The sequence below is a fragment of the Herbaspirillum sp. NPDC101397 genome, assembly GCF_044767325.1.
Taxonomy (GTDB): Bacteria; Pseudomonadota; Gammaproteobacteria; order Burkholderiales; family Burkholderiaceae_D; genus Herbaspirillum.
Genome location: NZ_JBIWNS010000001.1, coordinates 275,371 through 293,280 on the forward strand (window position 1 = coordinate 275,371; position 17,910 = coordinate 293,280).

The 17,910-nt window shown below is 60.4% G+C and carries 18 protein-coding genes; 9 read left to right on the forward strand and 9 right to left on the reverse strand.

Going from position 1 to position 17,910, the window contains the following annotated elements:
- Positions 1 to 8 precede the first annotated feature (8 nt).
- The 6 genes from ACIROW_RS01320 to ACIROW_RS01345 all read right to left on the reverse strand — a co-directional run bounded on the left by ACIROW_RS01320 (position 9) and on the right by ACIROW_RS01345 (position 6,091).
- Entirely contained in the window at positions 9 to 797 is a 789-nt protein-coding gene (locus tag ACIROW_RS01320) for a phosphodiesterase (RefSeq protein ID WP_402271083.1), read from the reverse strand.
- 28 nt (positions 798 to 825) lie between these two features.
- Positions 826 to 1,689, reverse strand: coding sequence for a carbohydrate ABC transporter permease (locus tag ACIROW_RS01325; protein WP_402271085.1), 864 nt, complete (start codon positions 1,687 to 1,689; stop codon positions 826 to 828).
- Positions 1,686 to 2,597: a carbohydrate ABC transporter permease gene (locus tag ACIROW_RS01330; RefSeq protein ID WP_402271087.1), complete on the reverse strand. Its 912-nt coding sequence runs from the start codon at positions 2,595 to 2,597 to the stop codon at positions 1,686 to 1,688. Before ACIROW_RS01330 ends, ACIROW_RS01325 begins: the two co-directional genes overlap by 4 nt.
- 110 nt (positions 2,598 to 2,707) lie before the next feature.
- Positions 2,708 to 3,982, reverse strand: coding sequence for an ABC transporter substrate-binding protein (locus ACIROW_RS01335; RefSeq protein WP_402271089.1), 1,275 nt, complete (start codon positions 3,980 to 3,982; stop codon positions 2,708 to 2,710).
- 76 nt (positions 3,983 to 4,058) lie between these two features.
- The gene (locus ACIROW_RS01340; RefSeq protein WP_402271091.1) at positions 4,059 to 5,171 is read right to left on the reverse strand and encodes an ABC transporter ATP-binding protein; all 1,113 of its coding nucleotides are present in this window, start codon (positions 5,169 to 5,171) and stop codon (positions 4,059 to 4,061) included.
- 17 nt (positions 5,172 to 5,188) lie between these two features.
- Positions 5,189 to 6,091: a DeoR/GlpR family DNA-binding transcription regulator gene (locus ACIROW_RS01345; protein ID WP_402271092.1), complete on the reverse strand. Its 903-nt coding sequence runs from the start codon at positions 6,089 to 6,091 to the stop codon at positions 5,189 to 5,191.
- 194 nt (positions 6,092 to 6,285) lie between these two features.
- Between ACIROW_RS01345 and ACIROW_RS01350 the strand changes: the two genes are divergently transcribed.
- Together ACIROW_RS01350 and ACIROW_RS01355 are read left to right on the forward strand one after the other, a co-directional pair.
- Positions 6,286 to 7,491: a porin gene (locus ACIROW_RS01350; protein WP_402271093.1), complete on the forward strand. Its 1,206-nt coding sequence runs from the start codon at positions 6,286 to 6,288 to the stop codon at positions 7,489 to 7,491.
- A gap of 19 nt (positions 7,492 to 7,510) precedes the next feature.
- Positions 7,511 to 8,422: a glycerophosphodiester phosphodiesterase family protein gene (locus tag ACIROW_RS01355; protein ID WP_402271094.1), complete on the forward strand. Its 912-nt coding sequence runs from the start codon at positions 7,511 to 7,513 to the stop codon at positions 8,420 to 8,422.
- Here ACIROW_RS01355 and ACIROW_RS01360 read toward each other — a convergent pair.
- Positions 8,415 to 8,654 (reverse strand): hypothetical protein, encoded by a 240-nt coding sequence (locus tag ACIROW_RS01360; protein WP_402271095.1) that lies wholly within the window; start codon positions 8,652 to 8,654, stop codon positions 8,415 to 8,417. The two genes, ACIROW_RS01355 and ACIROW_RS01360, sit on opposite strands and share 8 nt — an antisense overlap.
- Before the next feature lie 2 nt (positions 8,655 to 8,656).
- Between ACIROW_RS01360 and ACIROW_RS01365 the strand changes: the two genes are divergently transcribed.
- Positions 8,657 to 9,079 (forward strand): DUF3224 domain-containing protein, encoded by a 423-nt coding sequence (locus ACIROW_RS01365; protein WP_402271096.1) that lies wholly within the window; start codon positions 8,657 to 8,659, stop codon positions 9,077 to 9,079.
- 122 nt (positions 9,080 to 9,201) lie between these two features.
- Positions 9,202 to 10,263: a hypothetical protein gene (locus ACIROW_RS01370; RefSeq protein WP_402272429.1), complete on the forward strand. Its 1,062-nt coding sequence runs from the start codon at positions 9,202 to 9,204 to the stop codon at positions 10,261 to 10,263.
- Positions 10,264 to 10,319: 56 nt separating this feature from the next.
- Here ACIROW_RS01370 and ACIROW_RS01375 read toward each other — a convergent pair whose 3' ends face one another.
- On the reverse strand, positions 10,320 to 11,195 hold the full coding sequence (locus ACIROW_RS01375) for a LysR family transcriptional regulator (RefSeq protein WP_402271097.1): 876 nt from the start codon (positions 11,193 to 11,195) through the stop codon (positions 10,320 to 10,322).
- A 102-nt stretch (positions 11,196 to 11,297) separates the two neighbouring features.
- On the opposite strand from ACIROW_RS01375, the gene ACIROW_RS01380 reads away from it, so the two are divergent.
- From ACIROW_RS01380 to ACIROW_RS01400, 5 genes are all read left to right on the forward strand, one after another.
- On the forward strand, positions 11,298 to 12,230 hold the full coding sequence (locus ACIROW_RS01380) for an NADP-dependent oxidoreductase (protein ID WP_402271099.1): 933 nt from the start codon (positions 11,298 to 11,300) through the stop codon (positions 12,228 to 12,230).
- A 213-nt stretch (positions 12,231 to 12,443) separates the two neighbouring features.
- Positions 12,444 to 13,334, forward strand: a complete 891-nt coding sequence (locus ACIROW_RS01385; RefSeq protein WP_402272432.1) for a LysR substrate-binding domain-containing protein — start codon at positions 12,444 to 12,446, stop codon at positions 13,332 to 13,334.
- 383 nt (positions 13,335 to 13,717) lie between these two features.
- The gene (locus tag ACIROW_RS01390; RefSeq protein WP_402271101.1) at positions 13,718 to 14,701 is read left to right on the forward strand and encodes a DUF1852 domain-containing protein; all 984 of its coding nucleotides are present in this window, start codon (positions 13,718 to 13,720) and stop codon (positions 14,699 to 14,701) included.
- Between the two features lie 27 nt (positions 14,702 to 14,728).
- Positions 14,729 to 15,757, forward strand: a complete 1,029-nt coding sequence (locus ACIROW_RS01395; RefSeq protein ID WP_402271102.1) for a methionine synthase — start codon at positions 14,729 to 14,731, stop codon at positions 15,755 to 15,757.
- 192 nt (positions 15,758 to 15,949) lie between these two features.
- Complete coding sequence (locus ACIROW_RS01400) at positions 15,950 to 16,459, forward strand: flavin reductase family protein (protein ID WP_402271104.1); 510 nt, start codon at positions 15,950 to 15,952, stop codon at positions 16,457 to 16,459.
- A 105-nt stretch (positions 16,460 to 16,564) separates the two neighbouring features.
- Here the strand turns inward: ACIROW_RS01400 and ACIROW_RS01405 are convergent, their stop codons facing one another.
- Positions 16,565 to 17,854, reverse strand: a complete 1,290-nt coding sequence (locus ACIROW_RS01405; RefSeq protein WP_402271105.1) for an MFS transporter — start codon at positions 17,852 to 17,854, stop codon at positions 16,565 to 16,567.
- Between the last annotated feature and the right edge of the window lie 56 nt (positions 17,855 to 17,910).

Consider the following 17,910-nt stretch of genomic DNA (forward strand, 5'->3'; position numbering starts at 1 on the left):
ATCTTGCTTCAGCCGTAGTACGGAAACTGCTGCGACCGGTCCATGAACGCGTGATAGTGCACGACCACGCCCGCATCGCGCAGGCTCAGCACGGCGTAGGCGGGCGGCTCCATCGAGGTCGTGGCCGGCCCGGTCAGTGCGAAGTCGAGCGCGTGCTGGTGGTTGGTGCCGGGCACGGTGGCGAACGGCGTGCCGTACCAGGTGCCGCCCGACGGCCGATGCACGTGGCCGGAAAACATGTAGCGCACGTTGCCATGCTTCTTCACCAGCGCGCGCAGGTCGGCTTCTTCACGCAGGCGGATCCAGTCCATCGAGGGCAGGTCGAGCTCGAACGGCGGGTGATGCGAGAACAGGTACACCGATCGTTCGCCGGCTTCGGCCAGCGTGCGGTCGAGCCAGGCCAGGCGGTCGGCGCACAGGCGGCCTTCGTGGGTACCGGCCTCCTTGGTGTCGAGGAACACCAAGAGCGTGTCGCCGGCATCGTGCACACCCTGGATGAAGCCGTGCTCGTCGACCGGCATGGCGGGAAAGACGCTGCGGAACACCGGACGTTCGTCGTGGTTGCCGAGCAGCAGGCGCACCGGCAGTTTCAGCTCCTTGAGGCAATCGGCCAGGATGCGATACGAGGCTTCGTCGCCATCGTGTGTGAGGTCGCCGGTGATGACGCACAGATCGGCGTCGGCATGGTGTTCATTGACATGGGCGATGCAGTGGCGAAAACGCGTGACCGAGTCCTCGCCGAACAAGAGGTTCCCATCCGGCACCAGGTGGATGTCGGTGATTTGTATGACTTTCATCAGATGTGTTGTTGGTGTTGAGAGAGAGTTATCGGATACCGGCGCGCAGGAAGGCCTGGATGAACTGGCGCTGGAATACCAGGAAGCCGATCAGCAGCGGCGCAATCGCCACCAGCGTGGCGGCGCTGATGATGGAGATGTTGACGCCGCTTTCCGGCGCGCCGAACAGTGACAGCCCGACCGTCAGCGGCCGCGTTGCCGGCGAGTTGGTCACGATCAGCGGCCACAGGAAATTGTTCCAGTGCGTCGCCACCGACACCAAGGCATAGGCCAGGTAGACCGGCTTGGCCGCCGGCACGTACACGCGCCACAGCACGCCGAACCAGCCGCAGCCTTCGATGCGCGCCGCTTCTTCCAGCTCGCGCGGGATCTGCATGAAAGCCTGGCGCAGCAGGAAGATGCCGAAGGCGCTGGCCATGTAGGGCACCGCCATGCCGAAGGGTGTGTCGAACAGGCCGAGGCGGGTGACCATGGCGTAGTTTTCGACGATCAGGATTTCCGGCAGCACGAACAATTGCAGCAGCACCAGCACGAACACGATGTTCTTGCCGCTGAACTGGAAGCGCGCGAACGCAAAGCCGGCCAGCGTGCACAGCGTGAACTGACCGACCAGGATCAGGCTGACCAGTACGAAGGTGTTGAGGAAATAACGCAGCCATGGCGCCGATTGCCAGGCGTCGCGGAAATTCTGCAGCACCAGCGGCGCGCGCCAGTCGAACGCCAGCGCGGCGTGGGACGTATGGAAGGCGGCCCACAGCGCAAACAGCAGCGGTGCAATCCACAGCAGCGCCAGCAGCCAGGCGCCGAAGGTGTCGACGATGTTCCAGAAACGGTCATGCGACGCTGCAGCGGGAGCGGATGCCGCCGACGGGGAAATGGCGAGAGTGTTCATCGGTAATGGATGCGACGGTCAAAGAAGATGAATTGCAGCGCGGCGATCAGTCCCAGTGCGGCAAGCACGAGTACGGTCATCACGGCGGCGCCGGCCTGGTCGAGGTAGGCGAAGGCCATTTCCCAGATCCAGTACAGGATCAGCTTGGAGGCGTTGTCCGGACCGCCCTTGGTCAGGATGAACAGGTGATCGATCAGGCGCACCGAGTTGATCAGCGCATTGATTAGCACGAACAGCGTGGTCGGCATCAGCAGCGGCAACACGATGCGTCGCATGTAGGCCCAGCGGCCGGCGCCTTCGATGCGCGCGGCTTCGCGCAGATCGGGCGGGATCGCCTGCAATGCAGCCAGGTAAAAAATCATGAAGAAGCCGGACTCCTTCCAGATCGTCACCGCCATGACCGACCACAGCGCGGTGCCGGGCTGGCCCAGCCAGTTGGTGGGACCGATGCCGAATAACGCGGTGATGTGATCGAGCAGGCCGAGGCCGGGCGTATAGAAAAACAGCCACAGGTTGGCCGCCGCAATCATCGGCAGCATGGTCGGCGTGAAGAAGGCGGTGCGCACCAGGCCGCGGCCGCCGATGCGGGCGTTGGCCCACAGCGCCATGCCCAGCGCCAGCGCGATCGAAACGGGCACGGTCACGCCCGCATACAGCAGGTTGTTGCCCGCGACCTGCCAGAAGGTCGGGTCGCTCAGCAGGTCACGGTAATTGTCGATGCCGTTGAACACGCTGGGACGGCGCGCGGTGCCGCGCGAATGGAAGCTGCTCCACAGCGTCCCCAGCATCGGATAGAAGGCGAACAAGGTCAGCAGGATCAGCGACGGCGTCAGCAGGCCCCAGCCGAACAGGTTGTGCAGGCGGCGTTCGGCAGGATTTGTCGGCGCCGGTTGTGTTGCTTGGTTCATCAGGATCGTGTCCGGTGATCGGGTCTTGTCGCCATCGTCCCGGAACTCGGGACGATGGCAGTACAGGAGTACAGGAGTACAGGAGTACAGGTCTAGCGGAAGAGCGTGGATTAACGGTAAGGCCTCAGCAAACGCTCGGCGGTTGCCTGCGCTTCATCCAGCGCCTGCTTGGAGGTCTTGGTGCCGGTCAGTGCGGCTTGCACGGCGTTCGACAGCGCTTCACGCACGCGGGCGGTCTGTTCGGTCGAGAACTCCGGAATTGCTACCGCCAGCTGATCGCGCGCCACCAGTGCCTGCGGGAAGGTCTTGGCGTAGTCGCGCAGGGCCGGCGTGTTGTACGAGGCCGGGCTGGTGCCGACGTAGCCGGTCGCGATGGACCATTGCGCAGCGCGTTCCGGCGCGGTCATCCAGCGCACGAAGGTGACCGAGGCGGCTTGCTGTGCCGGCGATGAACCCTTGAACAGGTAGAAGTTGCCGCCGCCGACCGGCGAGCCCGGTTGCTTGTTGGCCGGCAGCATGGCGACGCCAAAGTCGAACTTGGCTTCTTTCTTGACCGCGGTCAGGTTGCCGGTGGTGTGCCACATCATGGCGGTCTGGCCTTGCACGAAGGCCTGGCGCAGCGTGCCCCATTCAATCGCGCCGGCAGGGCTGACCTTGTGCGTGGCGGCCAGCGAACGCCAGAATTCCAGCGCTTCGACTGCGGCAGGGGTATTGAAGTAGACCTGCGTGCCTTCCTTGTTCATCAGCGACACGCCGTTCTGGATCGCGAACGCCTGGAACATCCAGTACGGATAGCCGGTCGACGGAATCATCAGGCCGAACTTGTCCTTGCCGGTCAGCTTGGTGGCGGCGGCCAGCATTTCCTTCCAGGTCTTTGGCGGCGCGTCCGGATTCAGGCCGGCGGCGCGGAACATGTCCTTGTTGTAGAACATGACGATGGTCGAGCGCTGGAACGGAATGCCCCAGACGTGGCCGCCGATGGTGCCGTTGGCCATCAGGCCGGGATAGAAACTTTGCAGCCAGGCCTTGTCTTCGGCGCTGGTGGCGACCTTGTCGAAAGGTTCGATCAGGTTCTGGTCAATGAGATCGTAAGTATCGAGCGCGCCCAGCACCGACAACTGTGCAGGCTGGCCACCCTTGATTGCCGACAGCGCACGCACGCGGGTCTCGTCGTAGTTGCCGGAGTAGACCGCCTTGACCTTGATGTCAGGATTGGACTTCTGGAAGTCGTTGATCATGCCGTCGATCACGTCGGTCAGCGGGCCGCCGACGGCGATCGGATAGTACATGGTCAGTTCGGTCGCGGCACAGGCCATCGACGATGCTGTCATTGCGCTGGCGAAGAGTGCCGCCAACGCTGTTTTTTTGATGAGTTTGCTCAGCATGGTTGTTCCTTTTTGAGGTGGTCGAATTGAAAGTGCAGGTGAAAAACGTGAGTAAGTCCGGATGCGTTGAAAGCGCTCAGAGCACTGCGGCCAGTTTCGGCGCGATGCGGTCATCGATGTCGTTGTCGTAGCTGGCCGGCGGTTGCAGGCGGCGGCCGTCGTCGGCGGCGAATACGTGCGCGTCGGCGGGTTTCCAGCCAAGGCCGACGCGGTCGCCCAGCTTGAGCCGGCTTTTTTCCGGACTGCGCACGATGATGTCGTCGCCGCCCGGCAGGTCGAGGTAGATGTAGGATTCGGCGCCCTGGAATTCGACGCCGGTGACGGTGCCGAACAGCTCGGTCGACGATGGCGCGACGATATGGAAGTGCTCGGGCCGCACACCGATCAGGGTCTTCACATCGCCGCCGATCGGCGCGATGCCCGCGCGCAAGGCCGCCGGCAATTTCTCGGCTGCCATCAACATCATCGGCGGGCTGCCGATGAAGCCTGCCGAGAATGCGGTGGCGGGTGTCTCATACAGCTCCGCCGGCGTGCCGCTCTGCACGATGCCGCCGCCGTTCATCAGCACGATCTTGTCGGCCATGCCCATCGCTTCGGTCTGGTCATGCGTGACGTACACCACCGTCATGCCGAGCCGCTGCTGCAGCGCACGGATTTCGTGGCGCACCGAATGGCGCAACTTGGCGTCAAGGTTGGACAGGGGCTCATCCATCAGGCAGATCGAATGACCGGCGACGATGGCGCGCGCCAGCGCCACCCGCTGACGCTGGCCACCCGACAGCTGGGCCGGCTTGCGTTGTTCGAGACCCTGCAGGTTGGTCAGCGCCAGGGCGTCCTGCAGACGCTGGCGACGCTCGGCCGCATGCACGCCGCGCACCTGCATGCCGAAGCAGATGTTCTCGGCGATGTTCAGGTGCGGGAACAGCGCATACGACTGGAACACCATCGACAGCCCGCGCGCCGACGGCGCCGCTGCGGTGACATCGTTGCCGTCGATTTCGACGCGGCCGCTGTCCGGTGTTTCCAGTCCCGCGAGCAAACGCAGCAAGGTCGACTTGCCGCAGCCGGACGGGCCGAGCAGGGCGACCAATTGGCCGCGTCCGAATTCCAGGTCGAGCGACTTGATGACCTGGTGCGCGCCCCAGGATTTGCTGATGCCGGTAAGGCGGATGGCGACGTCTGTGTTCATGTTGGAGTCCTGCATGTTCATTTGCCTGCGGCAATGGAAGCAATGGCGGCCATGACGGAATTGCCGGTGGCCGCGGAGGTAGTGGATTGGCGATCCGTGGCGGTGCTGCAGTCCGGCTGCGAGGTCACGACGACGCGTGTATTGCCGGCCAGCATGGCGGCCAGCGCCGGGCTCAGGGGACTGTCGGTGACCAGAATGTCGGGGTCGGACAGATGGCCGCCGCGCACCGGCGCCTGGCGGCCGAACTTGGAGTTGTCGGTGACCAGGATCTGGGTGCGGCAGCTCTCGCGCAAGGCCTGGCGCGAGCTCGATTCCATGCGATCGAAATCAAGCAGCGTGCCGTCGGTGTCGACACCGCCGACGCCGTAAATGCCGAAGTCGGCGCGGAAGTTGCGGAACAGCTTGTCGGCGTCGTTGCCGAGGATTTCCGGATTGGGAAAGCGCAGCGTGCCGCCCGGCACGATGACCTGGTTGTTCTGGTTGGTCGACAACGCCAGCGCTGCGCGCAGGTTGTTGGTGATGACGGTGAGGTGATCGTGCTTGGCCAGCGCCAGCGCGACTTGCTCGGGCGTGGTGCCGATGCCGATCAGCACGCTGCACGAGTTCGGAATCAGCGCGGCGACGGCAGCGCCGATCTCTGCCTTCTGTTCGAGATTGTTGATGCGACGCATGTCGTAAGGCTGGTTGCGCGCCGACAGGATCAGCTCGGCGCCGCCATGCCGTCGGCGCAGGATATCCGCGTCGCACAGCGCATTGATGTCGCGCCGGATGGTCTGCGTGGTGACGGCGAAATGCTCCGCCAGCGCTTCCATCGTCAGGAAGCCGTGTTGACGGAACAGCGCAATGATTTCGTTGTGGCGCAACGAGGCCGGCTTGAGGACGGGCTTGAGAGCGGGAGTAACTGCAGGAGTCGCCGGCATGTTCACTTATCCATTCACTGGTTCATTTGAAAACGTCGTGAATGTTATCGGGCGATTGTTACCGGATCGTGACGTTCATATGAACGTGAATTGACTTTCATATCATCGCAACGTCATGGCGATGTCATATATCGAGGGCATAGTTCGCTCCGCAATCCGGCTCCACCCTCATTCAACTTTTCTGAAAACCATTCATGAAAAAAACTGCTCTCGCCATGTCGCTGCCGCTGTGTTTCGCCGGCCTCTCTTTCGCCACCGCTGCACAAGCGCAAACGACCAACGCCTCATCGGGCGTCACCATCTACGGGATCATCAATCCCAGCCTGACCTATACCGACAAGGTCGCCAACGTCACGCCGGGCAATCCGACCGGCACCGGCTCACGCCTGAGCATGGACACCGCCGTGGCGCAGGGTTCGCGCATCGGCTTCAAGGGTGTGGAAGACCTGGGCGGCGGACTCAAGGCGTTGTTCACGCTGGAAAACGGCTTCAACGCCGACACCGGCGCGCTGGCGCAGGGCGGCCTGTTCTTCGGCCGCACCGCCATCGTCGGTCTGTCGGGCAGCATGGGAACCATCCACCTTGGGCGCCAGAAGGATTACATCGATGATCTCGCCCCTTATAACGGCGCGCTCGATTTCGGCAGCCTGGTCAACAACATCCACGCGTTGAATCTCGACCGTACGCAGGGTTCGCGCGTTAACAACTCGGTGCGATACAACTCGCCGGTGTTCGGCGGCGTGACCCTGAGTGCCCTGTACGGCTTCGGCGAACAAGCCGGCTCGACCGGCGCCGGCCAGTCGTTCGGCATCGGCGGCAGCTACAACAACGGTCCGTTGTCGTTCGGCGCGGCGTATTTCCAGAATAAGCTGACGGCCAACAACACCTTCACCGGCTCCAGCGACTCCGGCATCGCGCCGGGCGCCGTCGCCGGCAGCATCGCCAGCACGTCGCTGAAGACCTTCCTGATCGGCGGTTCGTACAAGCTCGGCGATGTGCGCCTGTACGGTTCGTATTCGCAGGTCAAGCAACCGCTGGCGGTGGCGGCCGGAACCGCAATGACCGGTTTCACCGGAGCGGCCGGCGCGGCGTTCACCTTCGGCGGCGTCAACAACAGCAAAGTCGACCTGATCGACTTTGGCGTCAATTACAACGTCACGGCGACGACCCAGTTGCTGGCCAACTTCGTGACCACGCGCTCCAAGTTCGTCGGCGCCAGCGACGGCAAGGCGACGCAGGTATCGCTGGGCGTGGATTACTTCCTGTCCAAGCGCACTGACCTGTACCTGTTCTACGCCAACATTCGTTCGTCGGACATGTTCAATCCCGGCCTGTACGTGGCGCCAGGCGGCAGCAACACGCAAAACGTGCTGACCGCCGGCATCCGTCACAAGTTCTGATCGCTGAAGGAGAGTGCGCATGACAACTTCCATCAAGCTTGCCGTAGTCGTCTCAGCCACATTGCTGGGCATGGCGCTGACGGCTGGCGCCGAACCGCTGATCGCTGCCCATCGGGGCGGCACCGGCGACGGTCCCGAGAACACCATCCCGACCTTGCAGAATTCGCTGAAGCACGGCGCCGATATCCTGTGGATGACGGTGCAGGTTTCCAGCGACGGCGTGCCGGTGCTGTACCGTCCGGCCGACGTGGCGACGCTGACCGACGGCAAGGGCGTGGTCAACACGCTCACCGCGGCGCAGCTGACCGCGCTTAACGCCGGCTATATGTATGCGGTGACCGATGTCGCCGGCAACAAGAGTTATCCCTATCGCCGGCAACCGGTGCAAGTGCCGACGCTGCGGGATGCCCTGCGCGCCGTGCCGGCATCGACGCCTGTCGTTATCGACATGAAGCAGGTGCCGGCGGAAACCTTGGTCAATGCGGTCGCCAGGGTGATCGATGAAGAGGGCGCATGGAAGCGCGTGCGTTTCTATTCCACCGATGCCAATGTGATCGCCTTGATGGCGCAGCAGCCGAAGGCGCAGGTGTTCGAGTCGCGCGACGCCACCCGTGATCGTCTGGCGCGCATCGCCTTGAACGGCGGCGCCTGCGACACGCCGCCGGCGGCGGGCACCTGGTCGGGCATCGAGCTGGAACGCAAAGTCGCGGTAGTGGAGAAGTTCACCCTGGGCGAAGGCGTCTCCGAAGTCGTGGCGCACTGGTGGACCCCGGCGGCGATGAAATGCTTTCGCAGCAATCCGGACACGCATGTGATGGTGTTCGGGGTTGACTCGGCAGCAGCTTATCGCAGCGCGCAGCAACTGGGCGTGGACGTGGTAATGACGGATTCGCCGGTGAAGATGAAGGCGTTGCGGGAAGGCGTCAAATAGTTTTCATTCGACTATCCCTGCGAAGAAAAAGCCTGCGTGAGCAGGCTTTTTCTTTGGGCAAGAGATGAACCCCGACGGTCTTGATTTGAACGCGATGTTCGTGTCCGGCGATCCAATGAAATTGCATCTTGGCGCTTTTTGCCGGAATCAGCGAAAGTGTCGGCGATAGTGGAAAATAGAACATTGGTCTGCCATGTTGCGCCAGATGGCCTTTATCTTTCCAAGGGAGCATGTATGCAATCTTCTTCTCCGTCTTCAGAACAGTTCACCGTCAGCGGCGAGTTTTCCGTGACGATCAAGCCGCCTGCTGCAGTTGATGCAGAGAGCCTGGGCCCCGCCATCGGGCGTCATGTCATCGTCAAGGAATATCAGGGAGCGTTGGCGGGAAATTCCCAGGGAGAGATGTTGACCGCCGGTCAACCGGCACAGGGGGAAGCGAGCTACGTCGCCATCGAGTCGGTGCAGGGGACGCTGGACGGGCGCACCGGCGGATTCGCCCTCGTTCATTTCGGACAGATGCACGCCGGCAGCTCGACCTTGAGCGTAAAGGTCGCGCCAGGATCGGGAACGGGAGAACTGGCGGGCCTCATGGGCGACCTGATCATCCATCGCGAGTCTGGAAAGCACAGTTACACGCTCACCTATTGGTTCGACTGAGCAGGCGCAGGTGGTGAATACCTTCGTGCGTGCGCGCGAGTGCAGCCGGTACGACAGCAGACTCCGCTGCGGAACGCCGTCCAATGTCGATTAGAATGCAGGCCTGACGCGACAAAATGACGATGCACCCCATGGAAAACCAGGAACCAGCCACGCCTTTCTTCGGCACGATTACCGCCGAATCGGTCGATCTCGCGCAAAAACATGTGCACGACATCCTCAGCATGGCGATCGAGCATGCGCCGCCGCGTGCTGCCGTGGTGGTAGCCGACACGCGTTGCGATCTTGCCGTCGCCTTGACGGAAGCGTATCGGCGTTGCCTGCCGACGGCGCGCTTCATCGATTTCGACGCCGTCGCACCGGACGAGGTGCTGGCCGCCTTTGCCGGCCTTGAGGCCAACGATCTGGTGGTGCTGATTCAATCCACCAACTTCCGTCTGGAGGCTTTCCGCCTGCGGGTCGAGCTGTTCAAACGTTCGCTCAAGGTCATCGAGCATCCCCATCTGTCGCGCATGCCCGGCGTGCAGGCCGACTATTACATCGCTTCGCTGGCCTATGACCCGGCGTATTTCCGCGGTGTCGGTTACGCCTTGAAGACCCGCATTGATCGTGCGCAGAGCGGGGTGGTCGACAGCGGCGGCGAGCGGCTGGTCTTTGCGGCGCCGTTCGAACCGGCCAAGCTGAACATCGGCGATTACAGCGAGATGAACAACGTCGGGGGACAATTTCCCATCGGCGAGGTGTTCACGGAATCACAGGACCTGGAAGCGGTGAACGGACGCGTACGCATTTTCGTGTTTGGCGACACCACCTTCCGGGTGAACCGGCCCGAGCAACCGATCACGCTGGTGGTCGCCAAAGGCCGCGTGACCGGGGTAGTCGACTCCACGCCGGACTTCGATCAGGTGCTGGAGAAGATTCGCGCCGACGAAGGCGAGGTCTGGCTGCGCGAGCTGGGCTTCGGCATGAACCGTGCGTTTTCACGCGACTGCATGGTCGACGATATCGGCACCTACGAACGCATGTGCGGCATCCACCTGTCGCTCGGCGCCAAACACGGTGTCTACAGCAAGCCCAACATCAGGCGCACGACCGCGCGTTATCACATTGACGTGTTTGCGGTGACGGAGGGCGTTTATCTTGATGACGAGCTGGTTTATCGGGATGGGGCGTGGCAAGTTTGAATGGCGGGTTGATCTGCGCCGGCATCAGCTAGTGTCTTCCCGGCAGCAAACCGGCATCAAATAGTGAACGCACCATCCGGATACTGCGCAGACATGAACTCCACGAAGGCGCGGACTTTCGGGCTCTGCAGGCGGCGTGAAATGTGCAGGATCCAGAGCTCGACTTCTTCGCCGACTTCCCCCCATACCGTCAGTTCCCCTCTCTCGACCGCGCCCCCGATCATGGACCGGGGCACCAATGCCACGCCGGCGCCGGCAATGATCGCGTCGCGCGCCATCAGCAACGAGGACAGGCGCAACACAGGTCGTGGCTCGATGACGAGCCTGCTGTCGCGCACCGTCCAGGTTTCTCCATCGCGATAGCTCGGCGTCACCACCGCCGGGACCGCGAAAGGCTTGTCGCTGCGTTTGCGTGGCAACCGAAAAGAGGGGGCCGCGGCCAGGACCAGGCGATCCCGCGCAATGCATCGTCCGACCAGGTTGCTGTCCTTGCGCGGATTGATGCGGATGACCACGTCGAAATGCTCTTCGACCAGATCAACCATCCTGTCGTCCGCCACGGCTTCAATTTCGACTTCGGGATAATTCGCCACGAACCGGGCTGCCAGCCGTCCCAGCGCCAGCTGTGAGAACACCAGTGGCGCCGCGATGCGCAAACGGCCTTTGGGACTGGCCATGCCCTCGCGCACTTGCGCCAGCGTGTCGACCATGTCGCGCATCGGCCTCTCCGTCCCTGCCAACAACAGCTGGCCGGCTTCCGTCAGTTCCAGGCTACGCATGCCGCGTTCGACAAGGCGGACGCCCAAGGCTTCTTCCAGGTCGGCGACACGGCGCGACAAGGTCGCTTTGGAGCGGCTGCTGGCCCGGCTGGCGCGGCCGAAACCACCGTGAGTGGCCACCAGCCGAAAGTCTTCAAGGGCGTTCAGATCCATAGCTGTTCCAATATTGATACGTATTGTCTCTATTTTATGGTCTTTGTTTTAAATATGAAACCCCTTATCTTTGGCTTGTACCCAACTATATGGAGTTTCAAAATGAAGAACATTCGTGCATTGATGCTTACTCAATACGGCGGTCCTGACGCCCTCACTATTGCCACGGTGGAGGCCCCGACCGCCGGCGCCGGCCAGGTGCTGGTCCGTGTCCAGGCCGCCGGCGTGAACGGACTGGACTGGAAGGTCCGCGAGGGTTACGTCAGGGATGCCTTTCCTTTGCAGTTGCCGACCGTCCTCGGGATCGAACTGGCCGGCGTCGTCGAAGCGGTCGGGCCGGGCGTGAGCCGTTTGCGTAAAGGCGACCGCGTGGTGGGGGCGCTTGGCGCACTCGGCGCGTATGCCGAACTGGTGGCGGTGAGCGAGGAAAATCTCAGCCTGGTGCCGGAGGCGCTGAGTTTCGTGGAAGCTGCGGCCTTGCCCGTGGCGTCCGTCGCCGCGTGGCAAAGTCTTCATTTTGCGGGCCCGATACAGGCCGGGCAGCGCATTCTGGTCCATGGCGCGGCCGGCGGACTGGGCGGCTTTGCCGTGCAGTTTGCACATCAGGCCGGCGCGGTGGTATTTGCCACCGCGTTGAAAAGCCATTTCGACTATGTCCATGGCCTGGGCGCGGACCATGTCATCGACTACGAGCAAGGTCGATTCGAGGTCGCCGTCAAGGGCATCGACCTGGTGCTTGATTATGTCGGTGGAGAGGTCCTGGACCGATCGTGGGAAGTGCTCGCTGAAAACGGCGCGATCGTCAGCACGGCATCGCCGGCCATCCTGTCAAGCACGCCGGCCGGTCGCCGTGGGCTGTGGTTCATGAACAAGCCGGATGCCGAGAGGCTGCGCCTGATTGCCGACGAGGTGGCGGGAGGAAGCTTGCAGTCCAGGATCGACGCCGTGGTGAGTTTTGATGAGCTGCCCGCCGCGATCGAACGCAACCGGACCCGTCCGCAAATCGGCAAGACCGTCGTGGACTTCTCCCTGTAGTCCCGCGGCTCGCGGAGTTCAGTGGAGCACCGGGTTGAACATGGTGTTGATGCGAATCCCCCGATAAAAAAGCCCGCATCGAGCGGGCTTCTTTTCTTCTTGCGAATGTAGCCAATCACGCGGTCTTGACTGCATCAGGGGCTTCTCACTGCAGAATAAATGATGAAGTAAAATGGTTTTTTCTTGAAAAAATATGAATTTTACTCATTTATCATGATTGATCGCATTCATTTGTCCATCGTGCAAGAGGTGGAAAAGCAAGGTTCGCTGACGGCCGCTGCAGGCGTCCTGCACGTGACGCAATCGGCTTTGAGCCACAGCATGAAGAAGCTGGAGCAGCAGTTGGGCACCGACATCTGGCTGCGCGAAGGCCGTAGCCTGCGCCTGACCCAGGCCGGCCAATATTTGCTGGCGGTAGCCAACCGGGTGCTGCCGCAGCTGGATCTGGCAGAAGAACGTTTACGGCAGTTCGCCCAGGGCGAGCGGGGTGCGCTGCGCATCGGCATGGAATGTCATCCCTGTTACCAATGGTTGTTGAAAGTCGTCTCGCCCTATCTCGCCGCGTGGCCGGATGTGGACGTGGACGTGAAGCAGAAATTTCAGTTCGGCGGCATCGGCGCGCTGTTCGGCTACGAGATCGATCTGCTGGTCACGCCCGATCCGCTGGACAAGCCTGGCCTTGTATTCGAACCGGTGTTCGACTATGAGCAAGTCCTTGTGGTTGCCGGCAATCACAAACTGGCCGGGGAGGAATACATCAAGCCCAAACAGCTGACCAATGAGGTACTGGTGACCTACCCGGTGCCGGTCGATCGCCTGGACATCTACAGCATGTTTCTCGCGCCGGCCGGCATAACGCCCAAACGCCACAAGGCGATCGAGACCACCGACATCATGCTGCAGATGGTCGCCAGCGGGCGCGGCGTAGCTGCGCTGCCGCGCTGGCTGGTGCTGGAATACGCAGACAAAATGGATGTGGTGCCGGTCCGGCTGGGCAAGAACGGCATTGCGAAAAACATCTTCCTGGGTGCTCGCGAGGCGGATGTGAGTATCGATTACCTGCGCGCATTCATCGAACAGGCGAGAAGACCGGTCGCAGCTTGACTCTTCGTGATCGCCGTGAAGTTCTGCGGCGGCTACAGCTACAGCTACAGCCTCGCAATCGAATCCTGAGCTCGCCCTCTGTACTGCTGCGACTCCGCACAAGATCGAGCGGGCTTTCGGCCATTTCTTTCGCCGTCCTTTATCCCCGCTGAAGAGAGCAGTAAGCCTGCAAGCAAATCGACACGCCTTTGCTCATGAGCATAACTAATGATTTCATGAGATCAAATCATTTTTATTCATCGATGGGGCAGCATAAAATCCGCTTCAGACATCGACAATGCCAAAACGGGTAAATCAAAACAACCGGCCAGCGCATTGGGACGTACTGAAAAAACAAGGGATAACCGCCGGTGTTATCTCAAAAATTAGGGCGCCAGATCACCATGAATAACGAATTCACATTTGCCATCAAGAGCATCTGTTTCGATGAGGACTATCACCCATCAGACAACACGCGTATCACCACCAACTTTGCCAATCTGGCCAGAGGGGCGAGCCGCGAGGAAAACCTGCGCAACACCTTCAGGATGATCGACAACCGTTTCAACGCCCTGGCGCATTGGGATAATCCGAAAGGCGATCGTTATACGCTCCAGCTTGAAATCGTTTCGGTTGAGATGAATATCGATGGCGGGAACAATTGCAACGCGCTCCCGCTGATTGAAATATTGAAGACGAATATCGTTGACCGAAAAACCAACGAACGCATCGAGGGCATCGTCGGGAATAATTTTTCCTCTTACGTGCGCGATTATGACTTTAGCGTGCTGCTGCTGGAACACTCAAAGACGCAACCCGGATTCAGCGTCCCGGATAATTTTGGGGATCTGCATGGCAAGCTGTTCAAGTGCTTCGTCAATTCAAGCACGTACAAAGAGCATTTCAGCAAGCCGCCCGTGATATGTCTCAGTGTGTCGAGCAGCAAGACCTATCATCGGACCGAAAATGAGCATCCCGTGTTGGGCGTGGAATACCAGCAGGATGAATATTCCCTGACAGATGACTATTTCAAGAAGATGGGGATGAAGGTTCGTTACTTCATGCCGTCGAATAGCGCCGCGCCATTGGCTTTTTATTTCTCAGGTGATTTGCTGAGTGACTACACGAACCTTGAACTGATCAGCACCATCAGCACGATGGACACCTTCCAGAAGATTTACCGGCCCGAGATTTACAACGCAAATTCTGCGGCGGGAAAATCCTATCAACCCAGCTTGAAGCACCAGGACTATTCCTTAACCCGGATTGTTTACGATCGGGAAGAACGTGGCCGCTTGGCTATCGAGCAGGGGCGGTTTGTCGAGGAGAATTTCATCAAGCCGTACCAAGCGATTCTTGAGAAGTGGTCCGCCAGCTACGCTCTTTGACTAATCAAAAACCTAAGGTCATCTACTGTGAAAAAATTATTACCCACGTCAACTGCCGGCAGCCTTCCCAAACCTTCCTGGCTGGCGGAACCCGAGAAACTTTGGTCACCCTGGAAATTGCAAGGCGACGAATTGAATGCCGGCAAGCAAGATGCCTTGCGTTTGTCACTGCAAGAACAACAACATGCAGGTATTGATATCGTCAGTGATGGCGAGCAGACGCGCCAGCATTTCGTGACGACGTTTATTGAGCACCTCGACGGCGTTGATTTTGAGAAGCGTGAGACCGTCAGGATTCGTGATCGCTATGACGCGAGCGTGCCAACGGTCGTGGGCGCCGTTTCTCGCCAAAAACCGGTCTTTGTTGAAGATGCCAAGTTCTTGCGTCAGCAGACCGGGCAGCCGATCAAATGGGCGCTGCCAGGCCCGATGACGATGATCGATACGCTTTACGACAGCCACTATAAAAGTCGCGAAAAACTGGCTTGGGAATTCGCCAGGATTCTCAATCAGGAAGCCAGGGAATTGGAAGCTGCTGGCGTCGATATCATTCAGTTTGATGAGCCTGCGTTCAATGTCTTCTTTGACGAGGTGAATGAATGGGGCGTCGCCACGCTGGAAAGGGCCATTGAAGGGCTGAAGTGCGAGACTGCTGTCCATATCTGCTATGGCTATGGCATCAAGGCCAATACGGATTGGAAAAAAACGCTGGGATCCGAATGGCGGCAATACGAAGAAGCGTTCCCCAAGCTGCAAAAATCCAGTATCGATATCGTTTCACTGGAATGCCACAACTCCCACGTTCCGATGGATCTGATTGAGCTTATTCGGGGCAAGAAAGTGATGGTCGGCGCCATCGACGTGGCAAGCAATACCATTGAAACTCCAGAGGAAGTTGCCAATACCCTGCGCAAAGCACTGAAGTTTGTCGATGCCGACAAGCTCTATCCTTGCACGAACTGCGGCATGGCCCCTTTGTCTCGTCACGTCGCAAGAGGAAAGCTGAACGCCTTGAGTGCAGGTGCAGAAATCATCCGCAGAGAACTCTCGAACTGATTTTGAGGCGGAAACTGACCGTCGTGAGCAGCTCGCGACGGTCAAACGCGAAGAATGGCGTGGGCGATGTGGTTGGTTCTGATCGATGGAGCGCTTTCACTATTGGAAAATCGCTGAAGTCAGCCGGCATTAGCGGATGACTTCGGGCGTTCTTTAACACGTTCGAGTCGCACTGATTACTTATTACCTGCCATGTCACTTACCCGTTTTTCTATCGAGCCGTTGCACTTTCGCGAAGCGCTGGGTCACTATGCGTCCGGCATCACGGTGATTACGTCGCGCATCGACGGCGAGCCGGTTGGCTTCACTTGCCAGTCGTTCCATAGCGTGTCGATGAGTCCGCCGCTGGTGTCATTCAGCGTCATGTCCGGTTCGGCCAGCTATCCCAAAATTCGCCAGGCAGGTCGATTCGCAGTGAATATCCTGTCAGACGAGCAAGTCGGGATTTCCAACCGGTTCGCCCGGCGCGGCACGGACAAGTGGCTCGGAATCGAATGGCAGGAATCGCCGCTGGGCAACCCGATCATTCCCGGCAGCCTGCATTGGCTTGATTGCGACATTGTCGCCGAGCACACCGCAGGTGATCATCTGATCGTGATTGGCGAAGTGAAAGCGTTAAACCTGCAAGCGACCGCTGCAACACAGCCATTGCTGTATTACAAAGGACAATATTGCAACCTCGCCGCGCATAGCACGGCCTGAGCGTTTAACGCTGCGGCCGCGTATTTGTCTTTTCTCCGGAAAACGCGGACGTAAAAAAGCGGGAAGGGCGCAAGCCGCTTCCCGCTTTTCTTTTGTGCAGACCGATCAGGCCGCCAGCGGCACTGCCAGTGATTTTTTACGATACAGCACCAGCGTGGCGATCAGGCCGCAGACCGCGGCGAAGCTCATCCACAGGCCGGGTGCGGCCTTGTCGTGGGTGATTTCGATCAGGCCGGTGGCGATGGCGGGAGTGAAGCCGCCGAAGACCGCTGTGGCCAGGCTGTATGCCAGCGAGAAGCCGGCCGTGCGTACGTCCACCGGCATCACTTCGGTCAGCGCCACTACCATTGCGCCGTTGTAGCTGGCGTAGAGGAAGGACAGCCACAGTTCGACTACCAGCATCTTGCCGAAGGTGGCGTCGCCGACCAGCCAGGTCATGGCCGGGTAGGCGGTCAGGATCGTCAGCACGGTGAACACCAGCAACAGCGGACGACGACCGATTCGGTCCGACAGGGCGCCCATGACCGGCAGCCAGATGAAGTTGGAGATGCCGACGCAGAAGGTGACGATCAGCGCGCTTTCGGTGCTCAGCTTGAGCACGTTCTTGCCGAAGGTCGGGGTGTAGACGGTGATCAGGTAGAACGACACCGTGGTCATCGACACCAGCATCATGCCGGCGATGACCAGCTTCCAGTTCTCGACCATCGAGCGGAAGATTTCATTCAGGTTGGGCTTGCGTTTGCGCGCCAGGAATTCTTCGGTCTCCTGCAGCGAGCGACGGATCACGAACAGCACCGGCACGATCATGCAGCCGATGAAAAACGGCACGCGCCAGCCCCAGTCGCCGACCTGGTCCTTGGTCAGCCAGATGTTGAGGCCGTAGCCGATGGCCGCCGCAACGATGATCGCGACCTGCTGGCTGGCGGATTGCCAGCTGACGTAGAAACCCTTGCGGCCGGGCGTCGCCATTTCGGCCAGATAGACCGACACGCCGCCGAGTTCGACGCCGGCCGAGAAACCTTGCAGCAGGCGACCGATCAGCACCAGTGCGGGGGCCAGCAAACCGATGGTGGCGTAGCCAGGCACGAAGGCGATCAGCACCGTGCCCAGCGCCATCAACGCCAGCGTGACGATCAGGCCCTGGCGGCGACCGACGCGGTCGACGTAGGCGCCGAGGATGATGGCGCCCAGCGGACGCATCAGGAAGCCGGCGCCGAAGGTCATGAAGGTCAGCATCAGCGAGGCGAATTCATCGCCGCTGGGGAAGAAGGCTTTCGAGATGTAGCTGGCGTAGAAGCCGAACAGGAAGAAGTCGAACATTTCCATGAAATTGCCGCTGGTGACGCGCAGGACGGTGGCTAATTTCGAGGACGAAGCTGTCGTGGGAGAAGTCATGTCGTGTCTCTCTGTGTATGCCTGAATGGTCAGGACTCATTGATTTTCTGGGCAGT

Excerpts from the sequence above, each read along its gene's own strand:
- ACIROW_RS01405 (WP_402271105.1), bottom strand. The coding sequence starts at position 17,854 with ATGACTTCTCCCACGACAGCTTCGTCCTCGAAATTAGCCACCGTCCTG.
- ACIROW_RS01365 (WP_402271096.1), top strand. The coding sequence starts at position 8,657 with ATGCAATCTTCTTCTCCGTCTTCAGAACAGTTCACCGTCAGCGGCGAG.
- ACIROW_RS01320 (WP_402271083.1), bottom strand. The coding sequence starts at position 797 with ATGAAAGTCATACAAATCACCGACATCCACCTGGTGCCGGATGGGAAC.
- ACIROW_RS01390 (WP_402271101.1), top strand. The coding sequence starts at position 13,718 with ATGAATAACGAATTCACATTTGCCATCAAGAGCATCTGTTTCGATGAG.
- ACIROW_RS01360 (WP_402271095.1), bottom strand. The coding sequence starts at position 8,654 with ATGCTCCCTTGGAAAGATAAAGGCCATCTGGCGCAACATGGCAGACCA.
- ACIROW_RS01330 (WP_402271087.1), bottom strand. The coding sequence starts at position 2,597 with ATGAACCAAGCAACACAACCGGCGCCGACAAATCCTGCCGAACGCCGC.
- ACIROW_RS01350 (WP_402271093.1), top strand. The coding sequence starts at position 6,286 with ATGAAAAAAACTGCTCTCGCCATGTCGCTGCCGCTGTGTTTCGCCGGC.
- ACIROW_RS01375 (WP_402271097.1), bottom strand. The coding sequence starts at position 11,195 with ATGGATCTGAACGCCCTTGAAGACTTTCGGCTGGTGGCCACTCACGGT.
- ACIROW_RS01335 (WP_402271089.1), bottom strand. The coding sequence starts at position 3,982 with ATGCTGAGCAAACTCATCAAAAAAACAGCGTTGGCGGCACTCTTCGCC.
- ACIROW_RS01370 (WP_402272429.1), top strand. The coding sequence starts at position 9,202 with ATGCACCCCATGGAAAACCAGGAACCAGCCACGCCTTTCTTCGGCACG.
- ACIROW_RS01400 (WP_402271104.1), top strand. The coding sequence starts at position 15,950 with ATGTCACTTACCCGTTTTTCTATCGAGCCGTTGCACTTTCGCGAAGCG.
- ACIROW_RS01345 (WP_402271092.1), bottom strand. The coding sequence starts at position 6,091 with ATGCCGGCGACTCCTGCAGTTACTCCCGCTCTCAAGCCCGTCCTCAAG.
- ACIROW_RS01355 (WP_402271094.1), top strand. The coding sequence starts at position 7,511 with ATGACAACTTCCATCAAGCTTGCCGTAGTCGTCTCAGCCACATTGCTG.
- ACIROW_RS01380 (WP_402271099.1), top strand. The coding sequence starts at position 11,298 with ATGAAGAACATTCGTGCATTGATGCTTACTCAATACGGCGGTCCTGAC.
- ACIROW_RS01325 (WP_402271085.1), bottom strand. The coding sequence starts at position 1,689 with ATGAACACTCTCGCCATTTCCCCGTCGGCGGCATCCGCTCCCGCTGCA.
- ACIROW_RS01385 (WP_402272432.1), top strand. The coding sequence starts at position 12,444 with ATGATTGATCGCATTCATTTGTCCATCGTGCAAGAGGTGGAAAAGCAA.
- ACIROW_RS01340 (WP_402271091.1), bottom strand. The coding sequence starts at position 5,171 with ATGAACACAGACGTCGCCATCCGCCTTACCGGCATCAGCAAATCCTGG.